The following is a 13892-nucleotide window of genomic DNA, read 5'->3' on the forward strand; positions in this document are numbered from 1 at the left end:
GTGATGGCTTTCCGGTAGGACGACCGGGTGAGGCCTGCCGAATGTGACATGGGCGGTGTCCGTGCAGGTCGGAGGCGTTGTCAGTGGCGGGGTGCAGCATGGGGGCATGGCGAGGAGAGCGGCGGGCGGCACGGGTGTGAAGGGGGCGCGGCGACCGGAGGTGCGGCTGCCCCGGCTGGAGCCGTACGAGGGGGGCGGCCTGGAGCCGGACGGGGACTACGACGGGCTGGAGTTCCGCGAGCGGGACCTGCGCGGCCAGGACGGTTCGGGCGCGCGGTTCATGGACTGCGCCCTGACCGGGTGCGCCCTGGACGAGACGCGGCTGCGGCACGCCCGGGTCCTGGACTCGGTCCTCGGCGGTGTCCGGGGTGTCGGTACGGACCTCGCCGAGGCGACCCTGCGGGACGTGGAGCTGACCGACGCGCGCCTCGGGGGGCCGCAGTTGCACGGGGCGGTGCTGGAGCGGGTGCTGATCCGCGGCGGCAAGATCGACTATCCGAACCTGCGCACGGCCCGGCTCAGAGACGTCGTCTTCGAGGGCTGCGTGCTCGTCGAGCCGGACTTCGGCGGGGCCCGGCTGGAGCGGGTGGAGTTCGCCGACTGCGTGCTGAAGGGGGCGGACCTGCACGCGGCGACCCTGGTGGACGTCGACCTGCGCGGGGCCGCGTCCGTGGAGATCAGCCGGGGCCTGGACCGGCTCGCCGGGGCGGTGATCAGCCCGGCCCAGCTGCTGGACCTGGCACCGGCGCTGGCGGCGCAGTGGGGGATCCGGGTGGAGGGCTGAGGACTGAGGGCTGATGACTGAGGGCTGACCCTGGGCGGCGTCGACGGGAGGCGGGTCCCGGCGGTCGGTTGCGGCAGGCCCGGGGAGGCGGGCCCCGGCGGGCGGTTACGGCAGGCGGGGGAAGCGGGACTGGAGGGTCCAGATCGCCGGGTTCTCCGCGAGGTCGTCGTGCAGGTCGGTGAGGTCGGCGATCAGGTCGTGCAGGAAGTCCCGGGCCTCACGGCGCAGTTCGGCGTGCGAGACGGTGAGCGGGGGCTCCTCCGCGCGCATCCAGTCGGCCTCGATGTCCACCCACCCGAAGCGGCGCTCGAAGAGCATCCGGTCGGTCGACTCGGTGAAGTCCAGTTCCGCCCGCTGCGGCCGGGACGCCCGGGAGCCCGCCGGGTCCCGGTCGATCCGCTCCACGATGTCGCACAGCGCCCACGCGAAGTCGAGCACCGGCACCCACCCCCAGGCCGTGGACACCTCGTGGTCGGTCCTGGTGTCCGCCAGGTAGACGTCGCCGCAGAACAGGTCGTGCCGCAGGGCGCGGACGTCCGCGCGGCGGTAGTCGGTCTGCGGCGGATCGGGGAAGCGGTTGGAGAGGGCGTAGCCGATGTCGAGCACGCAGGTGATGGTGTCACGTGACCTCTAGGATCACGGGCGTGGCCCGATCCGTACCTGTTGTCCCCGCCCTGCTCGCCTGTCTGCTCGCCCTCACCGGGTGCGGCGGCGGAGTGCACGGCACCCCGGGTGGCTCCGGCGTACGCGACCCGTTCTTCCCGAAGGCGGGCAACGGCGGCTACGACGTCTCCCACTACGATCTGCGCCTCGCCTACGACCCGGACGCGCACCACCTCACCGGCACGGCCACCCTCACCGCACGGGCCACCCAGGACCTGTCGGCCTTCAACCTCGACCTGCTCGGCCTGGAGGTGGGGAAGGTGACCGTCGACGGCGGGACCGCCCGTTTCAACCGCGCGGGGCAGGAGCTCACGGTCCGGCCGCGCGAGGAGATCGGCCGGGACGAGACGTTCCGGGTGACCGTCCGCTACGCGGGCGCGCCCCAGACCGTCACCGACCCGGACGGTTCCCGGGAGGGCTGGCTGCGCACCGCGGACGGGGTGCTCGCGCTGGGCGAGCCGACCGGGTCGATGACGTGGTTCCCCGGCAGCCACCACCCCTCCGACAAGGCGGCGTACGACCTCACGGTGACCGTGCCGCGGGGGCTGCGGGCCGTGTCCAACGGGGAGTTGCGCAGCGAGAGGACCGCGCGGGGGCGGACGACGTTCGTGTGGCGGACCTCCGAGCCGATGGCGAGCTACCTCGCCACGCTCGCGATCGGCCGCTTCGACATCAGCCGGTCCCGGGCCGGGGGCGGGCTGCCCGTGTACACGGCCCTCGACCCGTCGGAGGCGGCGGCGAGCCGGCCGGTGCTCGGCCGGATCCCGGAGGTGCTGCGCTGGGCGGAGCGGTGGTTCGGGCCGTATCCGTTCTCCTCCACCGGCGCGATCGTCGATCACGCGCCCGACCTCGGCTACGCGCTGGAGACCCAGACCCGGCCGGTCTTCCCGGGCGCCCCCGACATCACGCTCCTCGTCCACGAGCTCGCCCACCAGTGGTACGGCGACTCGGTCTCGCCCGGGAGCTGGCGGGACATGTGGCTCAACGAGGGGTTCGCGACGTACGCGGAGTGGCTCTGGGAGGAGGAGCACGGCGGGCGGAGCGCGCAGGAGACCTTCGACGCGCTGTACTCCGGCGAGTACTTCGCCACGGCGGAGGCCGGCGAGGCCGTCTGGGCGTTCCCCCCGGCGGACCCGCCGAGCGCCGCGCGGATCTCCGACCCGCCGGTGTACTGGCGGGGCGCGATGGTGCTGCACGAGGTCCGCCGGGCCGTCGGCGACGAGGAGTTCCGGCGGATCCTCAAGGGCTGGGCGGCCGCGTACCGGCACGGGAACGCCGACACGGCCGACTTCACGGCGTACGTGGAGCGGCGGGCGCCCGGGAAGGACTGGGCGGGCCTCTGGGACGACTGGCTGTACGGGGAGGGGAAGCCGGAGCGGGCCTGAGCTCTGCCCTGGGCCTGACCGCCCTGTGGGGCGGTCCCGCTACGGCGTGAGCAGTTCCTTGCGCAGCACCGCGCAGGGGCGCCGGCGTTGCAGGTCCTCGCGGTGGTCGACGGGCTCGTAGCCGAGGGACGTCCAGAAGGCCAGGGCGCCGGTGTTGCCGTCGAGGACGGCGAGACGGGCGGCGGTGCGGCCGGACGCGCGGAAGCGCTCCTCCACGAGGGCGGCCAGCCGGCGGCCGTGGCCCTGGCCGTGCAGGTCCGCGTCCACCATCAGCAGGCCGATCCAGGGATCGGGGTCGGCCGGGTCGGGGTGGTGGGCGAGGGTGACGGCGATGCCGATGAGCCGGCCGAAGCTGCGGGCGAGCAGGATCTCGGTGCCGGGGTGCTCGCGCTCCTCCGCCAGGGCGGCCGCGACCTGCTCCGGGCGGATGTCCTTCGGGTCGGGGAAGTCGCCGGTGAGGGCGTGGAACTCGTGGTTGGAGGCGTAGAGGGCGGTCAGCTCCGCGAGGAGGGGGTCGCCCAGGGGGGCCGCGGGCAGGGGGTCGAGGATCACGTGGGGAACGTACCCCGGGCGGCAGGGTTTCCACGCGGCACGGGGGCCGGGTGTTCCGCCCGGCGCGGGCCGGTGGTGGCCGCGGTGCGGCTGCCCGCGCCCGTGAACGGGAGTCTCCCCCGGGCCGGCTGTCCGGCCCGGGGGAGACTCCCTTCATCGCGCTCAGGCGTCCGTCAGACGTTCACGCCGAAGTCCTGGGCGATGCCGACCAGGCCGGAGGCGTAGCCCTGGCCGACCGCGCGGAACTTCCACTCGGCGCCGTTGCGGTACAGCTCGCCGAAGACCATGGCCGTCTCCGTGGCCGCGTCCTCCGACAGGTCGTAGCGGGCGATCTCGGCGCCGCCGGCCTGGTTCACGATGCGGATGTAGGCGTTGCGGACCTGGCCGAAGTTCTGGCTGCGGTTCTCGGCGTCGTAGATCGAGACCGGGAAGACGATCTTGTCGATGTCGGCCGGGAGGGCGGCGAGGTTGACGTTGATCGCCTCGTCGTCGCCGGCGCCCTCACCCGTGCGGTTGTCGCCGGTGTGGACGATGGAGTTGTCCGGCGTCTGCTTGTTGTTGAAGAAGACGAAGTGGGCGTCCGAGTAGACCTTGCCCTGGTTGTTGACCGCGATCGCGGAGGCGTCGAGGTCGAAGTCCGTGCCGGTGGTGGTGCGGACGTCCCAGCCGAGGCCCACGGTGACGGCGGTCAGGCCCGGAGCCTCCTTGGTGAGCGAGACGTTGCCACCCTTGGACAGGCTTACAGCCATTGTTGGGAGTCCCTTCCCTCGTGTGCGTGCGGCAAAGAAGCTGCGGCACAGAAGCTACAGCTACCCCCAACAACGTGGAGAGGGGTACGCGAGGTTCCAGGTCCTTTACTTTCTTTACCCGCCGATATTCGGGTGACGTGGACCGGACAGGAGCGGGAACATGGACGGCATGTCCGGTCCCCATGTCATCCGCGGCTCCGTCTCCCTGCCCGAGGCCGAGCTCATGTGGCGTTTCTCGCGGTCGTCGGGGCCGGGCGGGCAGCACGTCAACACCAGTGACTCCAAGGTCGAGCTGAGCTTCGACCTCGCGCGCACGCAGGCGCTGCCGGAGGTGTGGAAGCGGCGGGCCCTGGAGCGGCTGGCGGGCCGCCTGGTGGACGGCGTCGTCACCGTACGGACCTCCGAGCACCGCTCGCAGTGGCGCAACCGCGAGGCCGCCGCGGTGCGCCTCGCCGCGCTCCTGGCCGAGGCCACCGCGCCCCCGCCCAGGCCCCGCAAGCCGACCCGTGTCCCGCGCGGCATCAACGAACGCCGCCTGCGGGAGAAGAAGCAGCGCGCCGAGACCAAGCGCGGGCGCTCCGCGCAGAACTGGAGCTAGGGCCCGTCTGACCACTCCCGCCTGCCTCGCGGGCGACGACGGGAATGGTCAGACAGGCCCTAGGACAGCTCCAGCACCCCCACCCGCTGGCCCCCGCTGGTCTCGCCGGTCGGGCGGAAGCCGAGGCGCAGGTAGAAGTCCTCGGGGCCGTCCGGGCCCGGGTGCCAGGTGACGTGGAGCTGCCCGGTGCCGCGCCGGCGCAGTTCCCGCGCGACCGACTCGACGGCGAACCGGCCGTACCCCATGCCCTGCTCCGTGGCCGCGATGTTCAGCCGCCACAGGCCCGACCGGCGGACGCTGCCGTCCCCGTACCAGTCGACGCCCAGGAAGGCCATGAGGAAGCCGACCGGGCGGCCCTCGTCGACGATCAGGCGCGGCCAGGCGACCCCCGGGTGGACGTAGGCCTCCGCGAGCGACTTCACGACCGGGGCGACCGCGTGCTCCTGGACGGGGTGGACGCGGATGCCGAGGGCGGCGTCGAGGTTCGCCGGGGTGATCTCCTCGAGACGCGGGCCGGTCGTGGTCATGGGCGCACCCTAGACGCGCGGCCCGGGCCCGGTGAAACGGTTTCTCAGCCCAACTGCCGGTAGCGGCCCCGGAAGTAGGTCAGCGGGCCGCCCTCCGTGCTCGGCACGCGGGCGGTGAGGACCCGGCCGACGACCAGGGTGTGGTCGCCCGACGGCACGCGCTGTTCGGTGCGGCACTCCAGGACGGCCAGGGCGCCGCCGACGAGGGGCGCGCCGGTGTACTCGCCGCGCGTGTACGGGATGTCGGCGAACAGCAGCCGGTCGCTGACGCGGCCCTTCATGGCGAACCGGCCCGCGATGTGCCGCTGGCTCTCCGACAGCACCGACACCGCCCACAGCTCCTGCTCCTCCAGCAGCTCGTCCATGCGGGAGCCGTTGCGCAGGCTCACCAGCACCAGGGGCGGGTCCAGGGACACCGACATGAAGGCCGTGGCCGTCATGCCCACGTCCTCGCCGCCGGGCGCCGCGGGGTCGTCCGGGTCGAGCGGCGCCTCCTGCGCGGTCACCAGGACCACGCCCGAGGCCAGCCGGGACATGGCGGCGCGGAACTCGTCGTTGCTCACCCCCTCAGCATGCCCGGGACTGGGCGGCGGAATGATCGGCGACGGGGCGGCGGGAGTATTCGGCACGGTGGAAACGCTAATCTCCCTGGCGCGCGCCGCGCATCGGGCCCCCGCCCGATCACGGTCCTAGGACCAGCGGCGGACGCCGGGGCCGGCCGGAGAAGAACACGTGCGCAATCCGACAAAGTCCGCGTTCGGTGGCCGCACGTGAAGAACGCAGAAACTCCACGCAATTGTTCATGTTTGCCTGTGACTTGAGTCACAAGGGGCAGGAATTGTTGACCCTGTGTACCGAGTGGGCAGCGCGCTGTGATTCAGTGGCGGGGAAGCTGCCAGGACAGTACGCCGATGAGAACCCTTGATTCTTGATTCGCTGCGAGGTACTCGGGGGGAGGGCGAGCATGGAGACCGAGTCGGAGCCCTACGTCCGCCTTGCCTCCCTGCGACAACTGCACCAGGTCATGGCCGACATGAACACGGCCCGCAGCCTGGCGGACACACTGCAGACCGTCGCGGAGGGCGTCGTCGCCGCCCTCGGGTACGAGCTGGCGTGCGTGAACCTCGTACGGCCGGACGGCGACCTCGTCGTCGCCGCCTTCGCCGGGAACCCCGCCGCCGAGGCCCTCATCACCGGCCGGGTCGGCTCGCGCGAGTCCTGGGAGCGCCGCCTCGGCATGGGTGAGCACTGGGGCGACCTGGTGTTCATACCGCACACCGAGGGCTGGGTCCTCGACGACGACGACGTCCCGCAGTGGTACACCGACGGTCCCGCCCCCCGCTTCGAGGACGAGTGGCACCCGTCCGACCGCCTCTTCGCGCCGATGTACGCGCCCGGACCGCAGGGCAGCGCGGCCTGCGGCGAGCTGATCGGCGTGCTCTCCGTGGACCGGCCGCGCAACGGCCGCCGCCCCGGCGCCTGGGGCCGCGAGGCGCTCCAGATGTACGCCTTCCAGGCCGCCATCGCGATCAGCAACGCCCGGCTGCGCGCCAACATGCAGCGCGCCCTGGTCCGCCTGGAGCGCGAGCAGCAGGCCCTGCGGGCGAGCGAGGAGAGCTTCCGGCAGGCCTTCGAGTACGCCCCGTCCGGCATGGCCATCGCCGAGATGGGCGGCGACCAGCACGGCCGGATCCTGCGCACCAACGACGCCCTGTGCCGGCTGCTGGGCCGCCCCGCCTCCGCGATGCGCCGCTACTCGTTCTCCGACCTGGTCCACCCCGAGGACATAGGCACGCTGCTGCGCACCTCGGCGGAGGGCGGCCGGGCCGAGCTGCGCCTGGGGCGCCGGGACGGCACGTACGTGTGGGTCAGCCTGCGCAACAGCGTGGTCGCGGACGCCGCCGACGGCCCGCGCTTCCTGCTCACCCACGTCGAGGACATCGAGGAGCGCAAGCGCCGCGAGCTGCAGCTCGCCCACCGCGCCTCGCACGACTCGCTCACCGGCCTGCCGAACTCCGCCGAGCTGCGCTCCCGGCTCTCCGCGCGCCTGTGCCAGCGCGCCACCCCGCACCCCGCCGTCGCCGAGTCCCACGACGCGGCCTACGGCCACCCCGCCTTCGACGTGGTCGGGCCCGGTTTCGACTTCCGGCAGGGCGTGGAGCCGTACGACGCCTACGACCACCACGTGCACACCGTCGCCCCGGACGGGGACCACGACGACGGCACCAAGGGCCTGGCCGTGCTCTTCTGCGACCTCGACGGCTTCAAGTCGATCAACGACCGGTTCGGGCACAACGCGGGTGACGCGGTGCTCATCGAGGTCGCCCGGCGGCTGAGCAACGGCGTGCGCGACGGGGACACGGTCGCCCGGCTCGGGGGTGACGAATTCGTCATCCTGGCCGACGGGCTCGGCCGGGCCGACGCGCAGGACCTCGCGGTCCGCCTGCGCAACGAGATCATCCAGCCGATCCGCGCCGAGGGGCGGGCCGTCCGGGTGGGCGCCAGCTTCGGCATCGGGTGGGCACACTGTGGAATGACGGCGGACGAAGTGTTGAAATCCGCTGACGAGCGGATGTACGTCGAGAAACGATCTCGTCCCAAACAACACAGACGCGCGGGCTGAACCCCTGGTCAGCGAGTTGATGCGGTCTGAGTCACCCGTTTGGGTCACTGGGAGCGGGTAGGCTCGCGTTCTCACGACCCGTACCGCATGCACCGCACCTGACTGAGGAGACCAAGGGATGACGCCCGGCAACAACGGCGCGAGCACGCCCGAGGACGACGACCCGTTCGGCTATCTCTACGCCGACGGGCAGGCCAACGGAGCCCAGCCGCCGTCCGGTGGCTACGGCTACCCGAACTCGGTCAACCGGGTACGCACGGTCGGCACGCGCCAGTACGGCCAGCAGGCCCAGCAGGCGCCCTACGGGCAGGCCCCCCAGCAGGGCGTCTACGGCCAGCCGAACGCGCACTACGCCGCGCCGGAGACGCTGCCCGGCGGCGCCCCCACCACCCAGACGGCGATGGCCTCCGGCGGCCACGGCGGCGGCCGGGGCGGGCGCGGCCCGAACACCAAGGGCCTGCTGATCGGCGCGATCGCGGTGGTCGCCGCGGTCGTCATCGGCATCGGCGTGGCGATGGTCGGCGGCGACAAGGACAAGGGCGAGTCGGACAACGCGGGGGGCACGGCCCCGACCCAGTCCGAGGAGCCGACGCCGAGCGCCTCGGCCAGCAAGAGCGGAGCGGCCGAGACCGAGCTCCCGGAGATCGACGCGAAGGCCCTGCGGCTCGGCCCCGGGGTGACGACGGCCTCGGACTTCAAGGGCGCGAAGGCCGACGGCGGCGTCTACGTGACGGGCTTCAACCAGGTCGGTGCCAAGGTCACCTGGACGGTGAACGGCATCGACAAGGCCGACACCTACCGGCTCTACGTGCGCTACGGCATCCCGGGCGTCGACGCCAACGCGACCCTGCTGGTCAACGGCGAGGCCCAGTCCCGTCCCGTGAACATGAAGAACTTCGGCGGGACGCCCAAGGGAGACTGGGAGAAGGGCTGGCAGGAGACGTGGTCCAACGTCAACCTGACCAAGGGCACCAACACCATCGAGCTCGCCTGCAACGAGGGCAACCAGTGTGACGCGGTCCTCGACCAGCTGTGGATCACCCCGGAGCAGGGCTCCTAGGGCAGCGGCAGTCCGGCGAAGGGGGCCGGGACCGCTCAGGCCGCGCTGACCTCACCGGTCACCGCCACCCTGCCCAGCAGTTCCTCGTACACCTCCCGGTCGAACTCGCCGGCCACCGGTGCCGCCACCGTCGCCGCGGACAGCGCGGTCGCCCGGGTGAGGCGGTCCGGCCAGGGGAGGTGGTCGGTCAGGGCCGACAGCAGGCCCGCGACCGCCGCGTCGCCGGCGCCCGTCGGGTTGCCCCGGAGAGGGGCCGGCGGGGTGGCTCGCCAGCGGCCCTCGCGGGTGGCTGCCAGCAGACCCCCGGGGCCGAGGGACGCGACCACCGCCCCGGCGCCCCGGCGGCGGGCGTCCTGGGTGGCGCGCAGCGGCTCGTGGGAGCCGGTCAGCTCCGCCAGCTCGTCCGCGTTCGGCTTGATGATGTCGGGGCGGGCCGCGACGCCCCGGCGCAGCGGTTCGCCGCTGGTGTCGAGGACGACCGGCACCCCGGCGGCCCGCGCCGTGCGCACCAGGCCCGCGTACGCGCCCACCGGCACGCCCGGCGGCAGGCTGCCGCACAGGGCCACGGCGGTCACGCCGTGGAGCAGGTCCGCGTAGGCCTCCTGGAAGGCCGACCATTCGGCGGGTGTGATCGTCGGGCCCGGTTCGTTCAGCTGCGTCGTGTCGCCGGCGTGCTCGTCGACCACGGCTATCGTGCGCCGGGTCGCGCCGGAGACCGGCACCAGGGCGTCGGCCACCCGCGGGACCGCCGCGAGCTGCTCCTGCAGGACGCGGCCCGTCGCCCCGCCCGTGAAACCGGTCACCGTCACCTCGTGCCCGAGCGCCGCCAGGACCCGGGCCACGTTGACGCCCTTGCCGCCGGGGCGTTCCGTCACCTCGGAGACGCGGTGGGAGGCGTGCGGCCGGAGGGACCGCACGCGGTAGGTGATGTCGAGAGCGGTGTTCAGCGTGACCGTGAGGATCACCTGGGCCGACCTCCCCCGATGCGCTGGCTGACGTGAACTGTCCGGAAGCCCGATCATGCCAAAGAGACGGCGGCCGGCCCAGTCCCGGCGTCGGCCACCGTCTCCCGACTGCGGGATGGATCAGCCCAGTTGGGGACCGACCACCCATTCACCCCGGCGCATCACGCCCTTGAGCTCGTACGCGGAGTCCAGGAGCACCAGGTCGGCGTACTTCCCGGGCTCCAGTGAGCCGATCGTGTCGTCCATGCCGAGCAGCCGGGCCGGGGTGGCCGACAGTGCCGCCACCGCGTCCTCCACGGACAGGCCGTCGACGGTCACCGCCCGCTGGAAGGCCCGGTCCAGGGTGAGGGTCGAGCCGGCGATCGTGCCGTCGGCCACCAGCCGGGCCACGCCGTCGGCGACCTCCACCTCCAGGGGGCCCAGCCAGTAGCGGCCGTCGCCGAAGCCGGCCGCGTCCATCGCGTCCGTGATGAACGCGACCCGGTGGGCTCCCGCGTGGTGGAACGCCAGCTGGAGGGCGGCCGGGTGCAGGTGTGTGCCGTCGTTGATCAGCTCGACCGTGATCCGCTCGTCCTCCAGGAGGGCGGTGATCGGGCCGGGGGAGCGGTGGCCGAGCGGCGGCATGGCGTTGAAGAGGTGCGTGGCGACGGTGGCGCCCGCGTCGATGGCCTCCACCGTCTGCTCGTAGGTCGCGTCCGTGTGGCCGACGGCAGCGATCACCCCGTGGTCGGCCAGCAGGCGTACGGAGTCCAGGCCGCCGGGCAGTTCGGTGGCCAGGGTGACCATCTTCGCCCGGCCCCGGGCCGCGTCGACGAGCTTGCGGACCTCCGCGGGGTCCGGGTGGCGCAGCAGCGCCTCGGAGTGGGCGCCCTTGCGGCAGGGGGAGATGAACGGTCCCTCGAAGTGGACGCCGGCGATCTCGCCCTGCTCGGCGAGTTCGCTGAGCAGGCCCGCGCGCCGGGTGAGGGAGTCCATGTCGCCGGTGACGGTGGAGGCGACCAGGGTGGTCGTGCCGTGCAGGCGGTGGGTGTGGATGCCCTTGAGGATGTCGTCGACCGAGCCGGAGGTGAAGGAGGCCCCGCCGCCGCCGTGGTTGTGCAGGTCGACGAAGCCGGGGAGCACGTAGTGGCCCGTCACGTCGATGACCCGGGCGTGTTCCGGGGCCGTGGGGGCGATCCGGGTGCCGTCGACGGTCACCTGGCCGTTCTCGACGGTTCCGGTGGGGAGGACGACGGTCGCGCCGGTGAGGACCGTGGGGTGTCCGGCCGTTGCGGGGTGCGGGTGGTCTGTGGCTGGTCGCGCAGTTCCCCGCGCCCCTGGGGGCGTTGCCATCAGGTGGTTACCTCCGAACGGTCGGTCGATGCCAGAAGATCCCAGGCCAGCAGACCCGCCCCCAGACAGCCGGCACCGTCGCCCAGCGCCGCCGGGACGAGGGACGGCTGCTTCTGGAAGGTGATGCGGCTGCGGATCGCTTCCCGCAGGGGTGTGAACAGGGTTTCCCCCGCCTCCGCGAGACCGCCGCCGATGATCAGGGTGCGCGGGTCCAGCAGTGTCAGGGCCGTCACCAGGCCGTCGGCCAGGGCGTCCACGGCCTGCTGCCAGACCGCCCGGGCCTTCGGGTCGCCGGCGTCCACCGCCTTGGCGCAGTCCGCCGCGTCCGCGCCCGGGGTGCCGGAGGCCGCCGCCCAGGCCTCGCTGACGGCCGCCGCCGAGGCGAAGCGCTCCAGGCAGCCGCGCTGGCCGCAGGGGCAGGGGGCGCCGCCGGGGCGTACGACGATGTGGCCGATCTCGCCCGCGAAGCCGTGCGCCCCCGCCTCCACCCGGCCCTCGACACCGATGGCGCCCGCGATGCCGGTGCCCAGTGCCACGAACAGGAAGCGGTCGGCGCCCCGGCCCGCTCCGACCCGGCCCTCGGCGAGGCCGCCGGTGCGCACGTCGTGCCCGAGGGCGACCGGGAGGCCCAGCCGCTCGGCCAGCAGCCGGCGCAGCGGGACGTCGCGCCAGCCGAGGTTGGCCGCGTAGACGGCGATGCCCCCGGTCTCGTCGACGATGCCCGGGACGGCCACGCCGGCGGCGGACGCGGGCGTGCCGAGCTGCTCGGCGCCGTACGCGCGCAGCTCGGCCGCGAAGTCGAGGATGTGGGCGACGACGGCGTCCGGGCCCTGGGCGCGCCCGGTGGCCCGGCGGGCGCGGTGCAGGACCTCGCCCTCCGGCCCGGTCAGGGCGGCTTTCATCCCGGTGCCGCCCACGTCGAGGGCGATGACATGTCTCACGGAGAACAGTGTGACCCGGGGACCCGCAAGAGGTCTAGTCCACTCACGTGGTGTAGACCTTACTCCGGATATCGAAAAGTTTCGGGTGGCGGGCCGTGCCGGAGTGCGGCGCGGGACGCCAGGGTTGGGGAAGAACAGCGGTGCAGCGTCGGCGAATGGCAGGAACGATCGCGGTGGTGTCCGCCCTGGGCATGACGGCGGTCCTCGGCGGCTGCGGCGTCACGGGGGGCTCGGAGGACGTCACCCTGAAGCTGGTCGCCGCCGACTACGGCGACAGCGCGGCCAACAGCTCGAAGAAGTACTGGGACAAGCTCGTCGCGGAGTACGAGGCCGACCACCCCGACGTCACGATCGACGTCAGCGTCTACTCCTGGAACGACGTCGACCGCAAGGTCCGGGAGATGGTCTCCGCCGGTGACCCGCCGGACATGGCGCAGATCGGCGCGTACGCCGACTACGCGGCGCAGAACCAGCTCTACAAGGCCGACGACCTGCTCTCCATACCCGTGCAGGCCGACTTCGTCGGGCAGCTGGCCTCCGCCGGCCAGGTCAAGGGCGTGCAGTACGGCATGCCGTTCGCCTCCTCCACCCGCGTGCTCTTCTACAACAAGACCCTCTTCGCCAAGGCCGGCATCACCCCGCCCGAGAGCTGGGACGACCTGGCCGACGCCGCCGAGGCCCTCAAGGGCGAGGGCGTGAAGTACCCCTACGCGCTGCCCCTCGGCCCCGAGGAGGCGCAGGCCGAGACCATGCAGTGGATGCTCAGCGGCGGGGGCGGCTACACCGACAGCGTCGGCAGCTACGGCATCGACTCCGCGGAGAACATCGACACCTTCACCTGGCTGAGGAACGAGCTCGTCGGCAAGGACCTGACCGGACCGGTCGCGCCGGGCGAGCTGAACCGGGCCGACGCGTTCGCCGCCTTCGCCAAGGGCCAGGTCGGCATGCTCAACGGCCACCCCTCGCTGATGAAGATCGCCGGGGAGAAGGGCGTGAAGTACGGCATGGTGCCCATGCCCGGCAAGGAGGGCCCGAGCAAGTCCACGCTCGGCGTGGCCGACTGGATGATGGCCTTCAACGAGCACGGTCACCGCGACCAGATCGGCGACTTCCTCGACTTCGTCTACAGCGAGAAGAACGTGCTGGCCTTCTCCCGCGAGTACGACCTGCTGCCGGTCACCTCCTCCGCGTCCGCGACCATGACCGCCGCCGACCGGGACAAGCACCTCCGGCCGTTCCTGGAGGAGCTGCTGTCCTCCGAGCTGTACCCGGTCGGCAAGACCTCCTGGGCCGACGTCAGCGCCCAGGTCAAGACGCAGATCGGCAAGGCCGTCGCCCCCTCGGGCAGCCCCTCGGGCGTCCTGGGCCACCTCCAGGCGTCGGCGGTGCGGGCCGAGAGCGCCGAGTAGCCCCGCTGTCGGTGGCGGGCGTTACGGTGCCGTCCATGGACGAGCACGCCGACGATGACGCGGACGGCCGGGGTCTCGGGCGCAGGGAGCGGGACATCCTCGCGCTGGAGCGCCGCGGCTTTCCCGGGCCGGGCGCGAAGGAACGGGCGGTCCGTGAGGAGCTGGGCCTGGCCCCCGTGCGCTACTACCAGCTCCTCAACGCCCTGCTGGACGACCCGCGGGCCCTGGCCCACGACCCGGTGACGGTCAACCGGCTGCGCCGGATACGGGACAGGCGCCGGGCGGAACGCTGACCCCCGGGCGG

Annotated in this window: 15 protein-coding genes; 7 read left to right on the forward strand and 8 right to left on the reverse strand. The window is 72.9% G+C overall.

The annotated features are described in order from the left end of the window. Window positions 1-106: 106 nt before the first annotated feature. Window positions 107-784 (forward strand): pentapeptide repeat-containing protein, encoded by a 678-nt coding sequence (locus tag AC07DA_RS00605; RefSeq protein WP_479123216.1) that lies wholly within the window; start codon window positions 107-109, stop codon window positions 782-784. A 105-nt stretch (window positions 785-889) separates the two neighbouring features. On the opposite strand, the gene AC07DA_RS00610 is transcribed toward AC07DA_RS00605, so the two are convergent. Further along, window positions 890-1390: a hypothetical protein gene (locus AC07DA_RS00610; RefSeq protein ID WP_479123218.1), complete on the reverse strand. Its 501-nt coding sequence runs from the start codon at window positions 1388-1390 to the stop codon at window positions 890-892. 38 nt (window positions 1391-1428) lie between these two features. Here AC07DA_RS00610 and AC07DA_RS00615 point away from each other — a divergent pair, with 38 nt between their 5' ends. After that, window positions 1429-2832, forward strand: coding sequence for a M1 family metallopeptidase (locus AC07DA_RS00615; RefSeq protein WP_479123220.1), 1404 nt, complete (start codon window positions 1429-1431; stop codon window positions 2830-2832). Between the two features lie 39 nt (window positions 2833-2871). On the opposite strand, the gene AC07DA_RS00620 is transcribed toward AC07DA_RS00615, so the two are convergent. Both AC07DA_RS00620 and AC07DA_RS00625 read right to left on the reverse strand, forming a co-directional pair. After that, window positions 2872-3384 (reverse strand): GNAT family N-acetyltransferase, encoded by a 513-nt coding sequence (locus AC07DA_RS00620; RefSeq protein WP_479123221.1) that lies wholly within the window; start codon window positions 3382-3384, stop codon window positions 2872-2874. 173 nt (window positions 3385-3557) lie between these two features. Beyond that, the gene (locus AC07DA_RS00625; protein WP_031113707.1) at window positions 3558-4133 is read right to left on the reverse strand and encodes a TerD family protein; all 576 of its coding nucleotides are present in this window, start codon (window positions 4131-4133) and stop codon (window positions 3558-3560) included. A gap of 160 nt (window positions 4134-4293) precedes the next feature. Here AC07DA_RS00625 and arfB point away from each other — a divergent pair, with 160 nt between their 5' ends. Then, complete coding sequence (gene arfB / locus AC07DA_RS00630) at window positions 4294-4731, forward strand: alternative ribosome rescue aminoacyl-tRNA hydrolase ArfB (RefSeq protein WP_479123222.1); 438 nt, start codon at window positions 4294-4296, stop codon at window positions 4729-4731. Between the two features lie 59 nt (window positions 4732-4790). Here arfB and AC07DA_RS00635 read toward each other — a convergent pair whose 3' ends face one another. Further along, window positions 4791-5258 (reverse strand): GNAT family N-acetyltransferase, encoded by a 468-nt coding sequence (locus AC07DA_RS00635; protein WP_479123224.1) that lies wholly within the window; start codon window positions 5256-5258, stop codon window positions 4791-4793. Window positions 5259-5302: 44 nt separating this feature from the next. Next, window positions 5303-5887 carry a flavin reductase family protein gene (locus tag AC07DA_RS00640; protein ID WP_479123225.1) on the reverse strand — a complete coding sequence of 195 codons (585 nt, stop codon included), beginning with the start codon at window positions 5885-5887 and terminating at the stop codon, window positions 5303-5305. 335 nt (window positions 5888-6222) lie between these two features. Here AC07DA_RS00640 and cdgB point away from each other — a divergent pair, with 335 nt between their 5' ends. Further along, a complete protein-coding gene (gene cdgB, locus AC07DA_RS00645) occupies window positions 6223-7881 on the forward strand; it encodes a diguanylate cyclase CdgB (RefSeq protein WP_479123227.1) in 1659 nt (552 codons plus the stop codon). A gap of 118 nt (window positions 7882-7999) precedes the next feature. Continuing rightward, complete coding sequence (locus AC07DA_RS00650) at window positions 8000-8941, forward strand: carbohydrate-binding protein (RefSeq protein ID WP_479123229.1); 942 nt, start codon at window positions 8000-8002, stop codon at window positions 8939-8941. Window positions 8942-8976: 35 nt separating this feature from the next. On the opposite strand, the gene AC07DA_RS00655 is transcribed toward AC07DA_RS00650, so the two are convergent. The 3 genes from AC07DA_RS00655 to AC07DA_RS00665 all read right to left on the reverse strand — a co-directional run bounded on the left by AC07DA_RS00655 (window position 8977) and on the right by AC07DA_RS00665 (window position 12179). Continuing rightward, on the reverse strand, window positions 8977-9906 hold the full coding sequence (locus AC07DA_RS00655) for a 1-phosphofructokinase family hexose kinase (RefSeq protein WP_479123231.1): 930 nt from the start codon (window positions 9904-9906) through the stop codon (window positions 8977-8979). A 120-nt stretch (window positions 9907-10026) separates the two neighbouring features. Continuing rightward, entirely contained in the window at window positions 10027-11238 is a 1212-nt protein-coding gene (gene nagA, locus AC07DA_RS00660; protein WP_479123232.1) for an N-acetylglucosamine-6-phosphate deacetylase, read from the reverse strand. After that, window positions 11238-12179, reverse strand: coding sequence for an ROK family protein (locus AC07DA_RS00665; protein WP_479123234.1), 942 nt, complete (start codon window positions 12177-12179; stop codon window positions 11238-11240). Before AC07DA_RS00665 ends, nagA begins: the two co-directional genes overlap by 1 nt. A 155-nt stretch (window positions 12180-12334) precedes the next feature. On the opposite strand from AC07DA_RS00665, the gene AC07DA_RS00670 reads away from it, so the two are divergent. Together AC07DA_RS00670 and AC07DA_RS00675 are read left to right on the forward strand one after the other, a co-directional pair. Further along, window positions 12335-13588 (forward strand): ABC transporter substrate-binding protein, encoded by a 1254-nt coding sequence (locus tag AC07DA_RS00670; RefSeq protein ID WP_479123236.1) that lies wholly within the window; start codon window positions 12335-12337, stop codon window positions 13586-13588. Window positions 13589-13623: 35 nt separating this feature from the next. Next, the gene (locus AC07DA_RS00675) at window positions 13624-13881 is read left to right on the forward strand and encodes a DUF3263 domain-containing protein (RefSeq protein WP_479123238.1); all 258 of its coding nucleotides are present in this window, start codon (window positions 13624-13626) and stop codon (window positions 13879-13881) included. Window positions 13882-13892 lie beyond the last annotated feature (11 nt).

The sequence above is a fragment of the Streptomyces sp. NPDC044921 genome (assembly GCF_056432865.1).

Bases quoted from the DNA above. Each gene is read 5' to 3' on its own strand.
- AC07DA_RS00670 (WP_479123236.1), top strand. From the start codon at position 12,335: ATGGCAGGAACGATCGCGGTGGTGTCCGCCCTGGGCATGACGGCGGTC.
- nagA (WP_479123232.1), bottom strand. From the start codon at position 11,238: ATGGCAACGCCCCCAGGGGCGCGGGGAACTGCGCGACCAGCCACAGAC.
- AC07DA_RS00635 (WP_479123224.1), bottom strand. From the start codon at position 5,258: ATGACCACGACCGGCCCGCGTCTCGAGGAGATCACCCCGGCGAACCTC.
- AC07DA_RS00625 (WP_031113707.1), bottom strand. From the start codon at position 4,133: ATGGCTGTAAGCCTGTCCAAGGGTGGCAACGTCTCGCTCACCAAGGAG.
- arfB (WP_479123222.1), top strand. From the start codon at position 4,294: ATGGACGGCATGTCCGGTCCCCATGTCATCCGCGGCTCCGTCTCCCTG.
- AC07DA_RS00605 (WP_479123216.1), top strand. From the start codon at position 107: ATGGCGAGGAGAGCGGCGGGCGGCACGGGTGTGAAGGGGGCGCGGCGA.
- cdgB (WP_479123227.1), top strand. From the start codon at position 6,223: ATGGAGACCGAGTCGGAGCCCTACGTCCGCCTTGCCTCCCTGCGACAA.
- AC07DA_RS00650 (WP_479123229.1), top strand. From the start codon at position 8,000: ATGACGCCCGGCAACAACGGCGCGAGCACGCCCGAGGACGACGACCCG.
- AC07DA_RS00675 (WP_479123238.1), top strand. From the start codon at position 13,624: ATGGACGAGCACGCCGACGATGACGCGGACGGCCGGGGTCTCGGGCGC.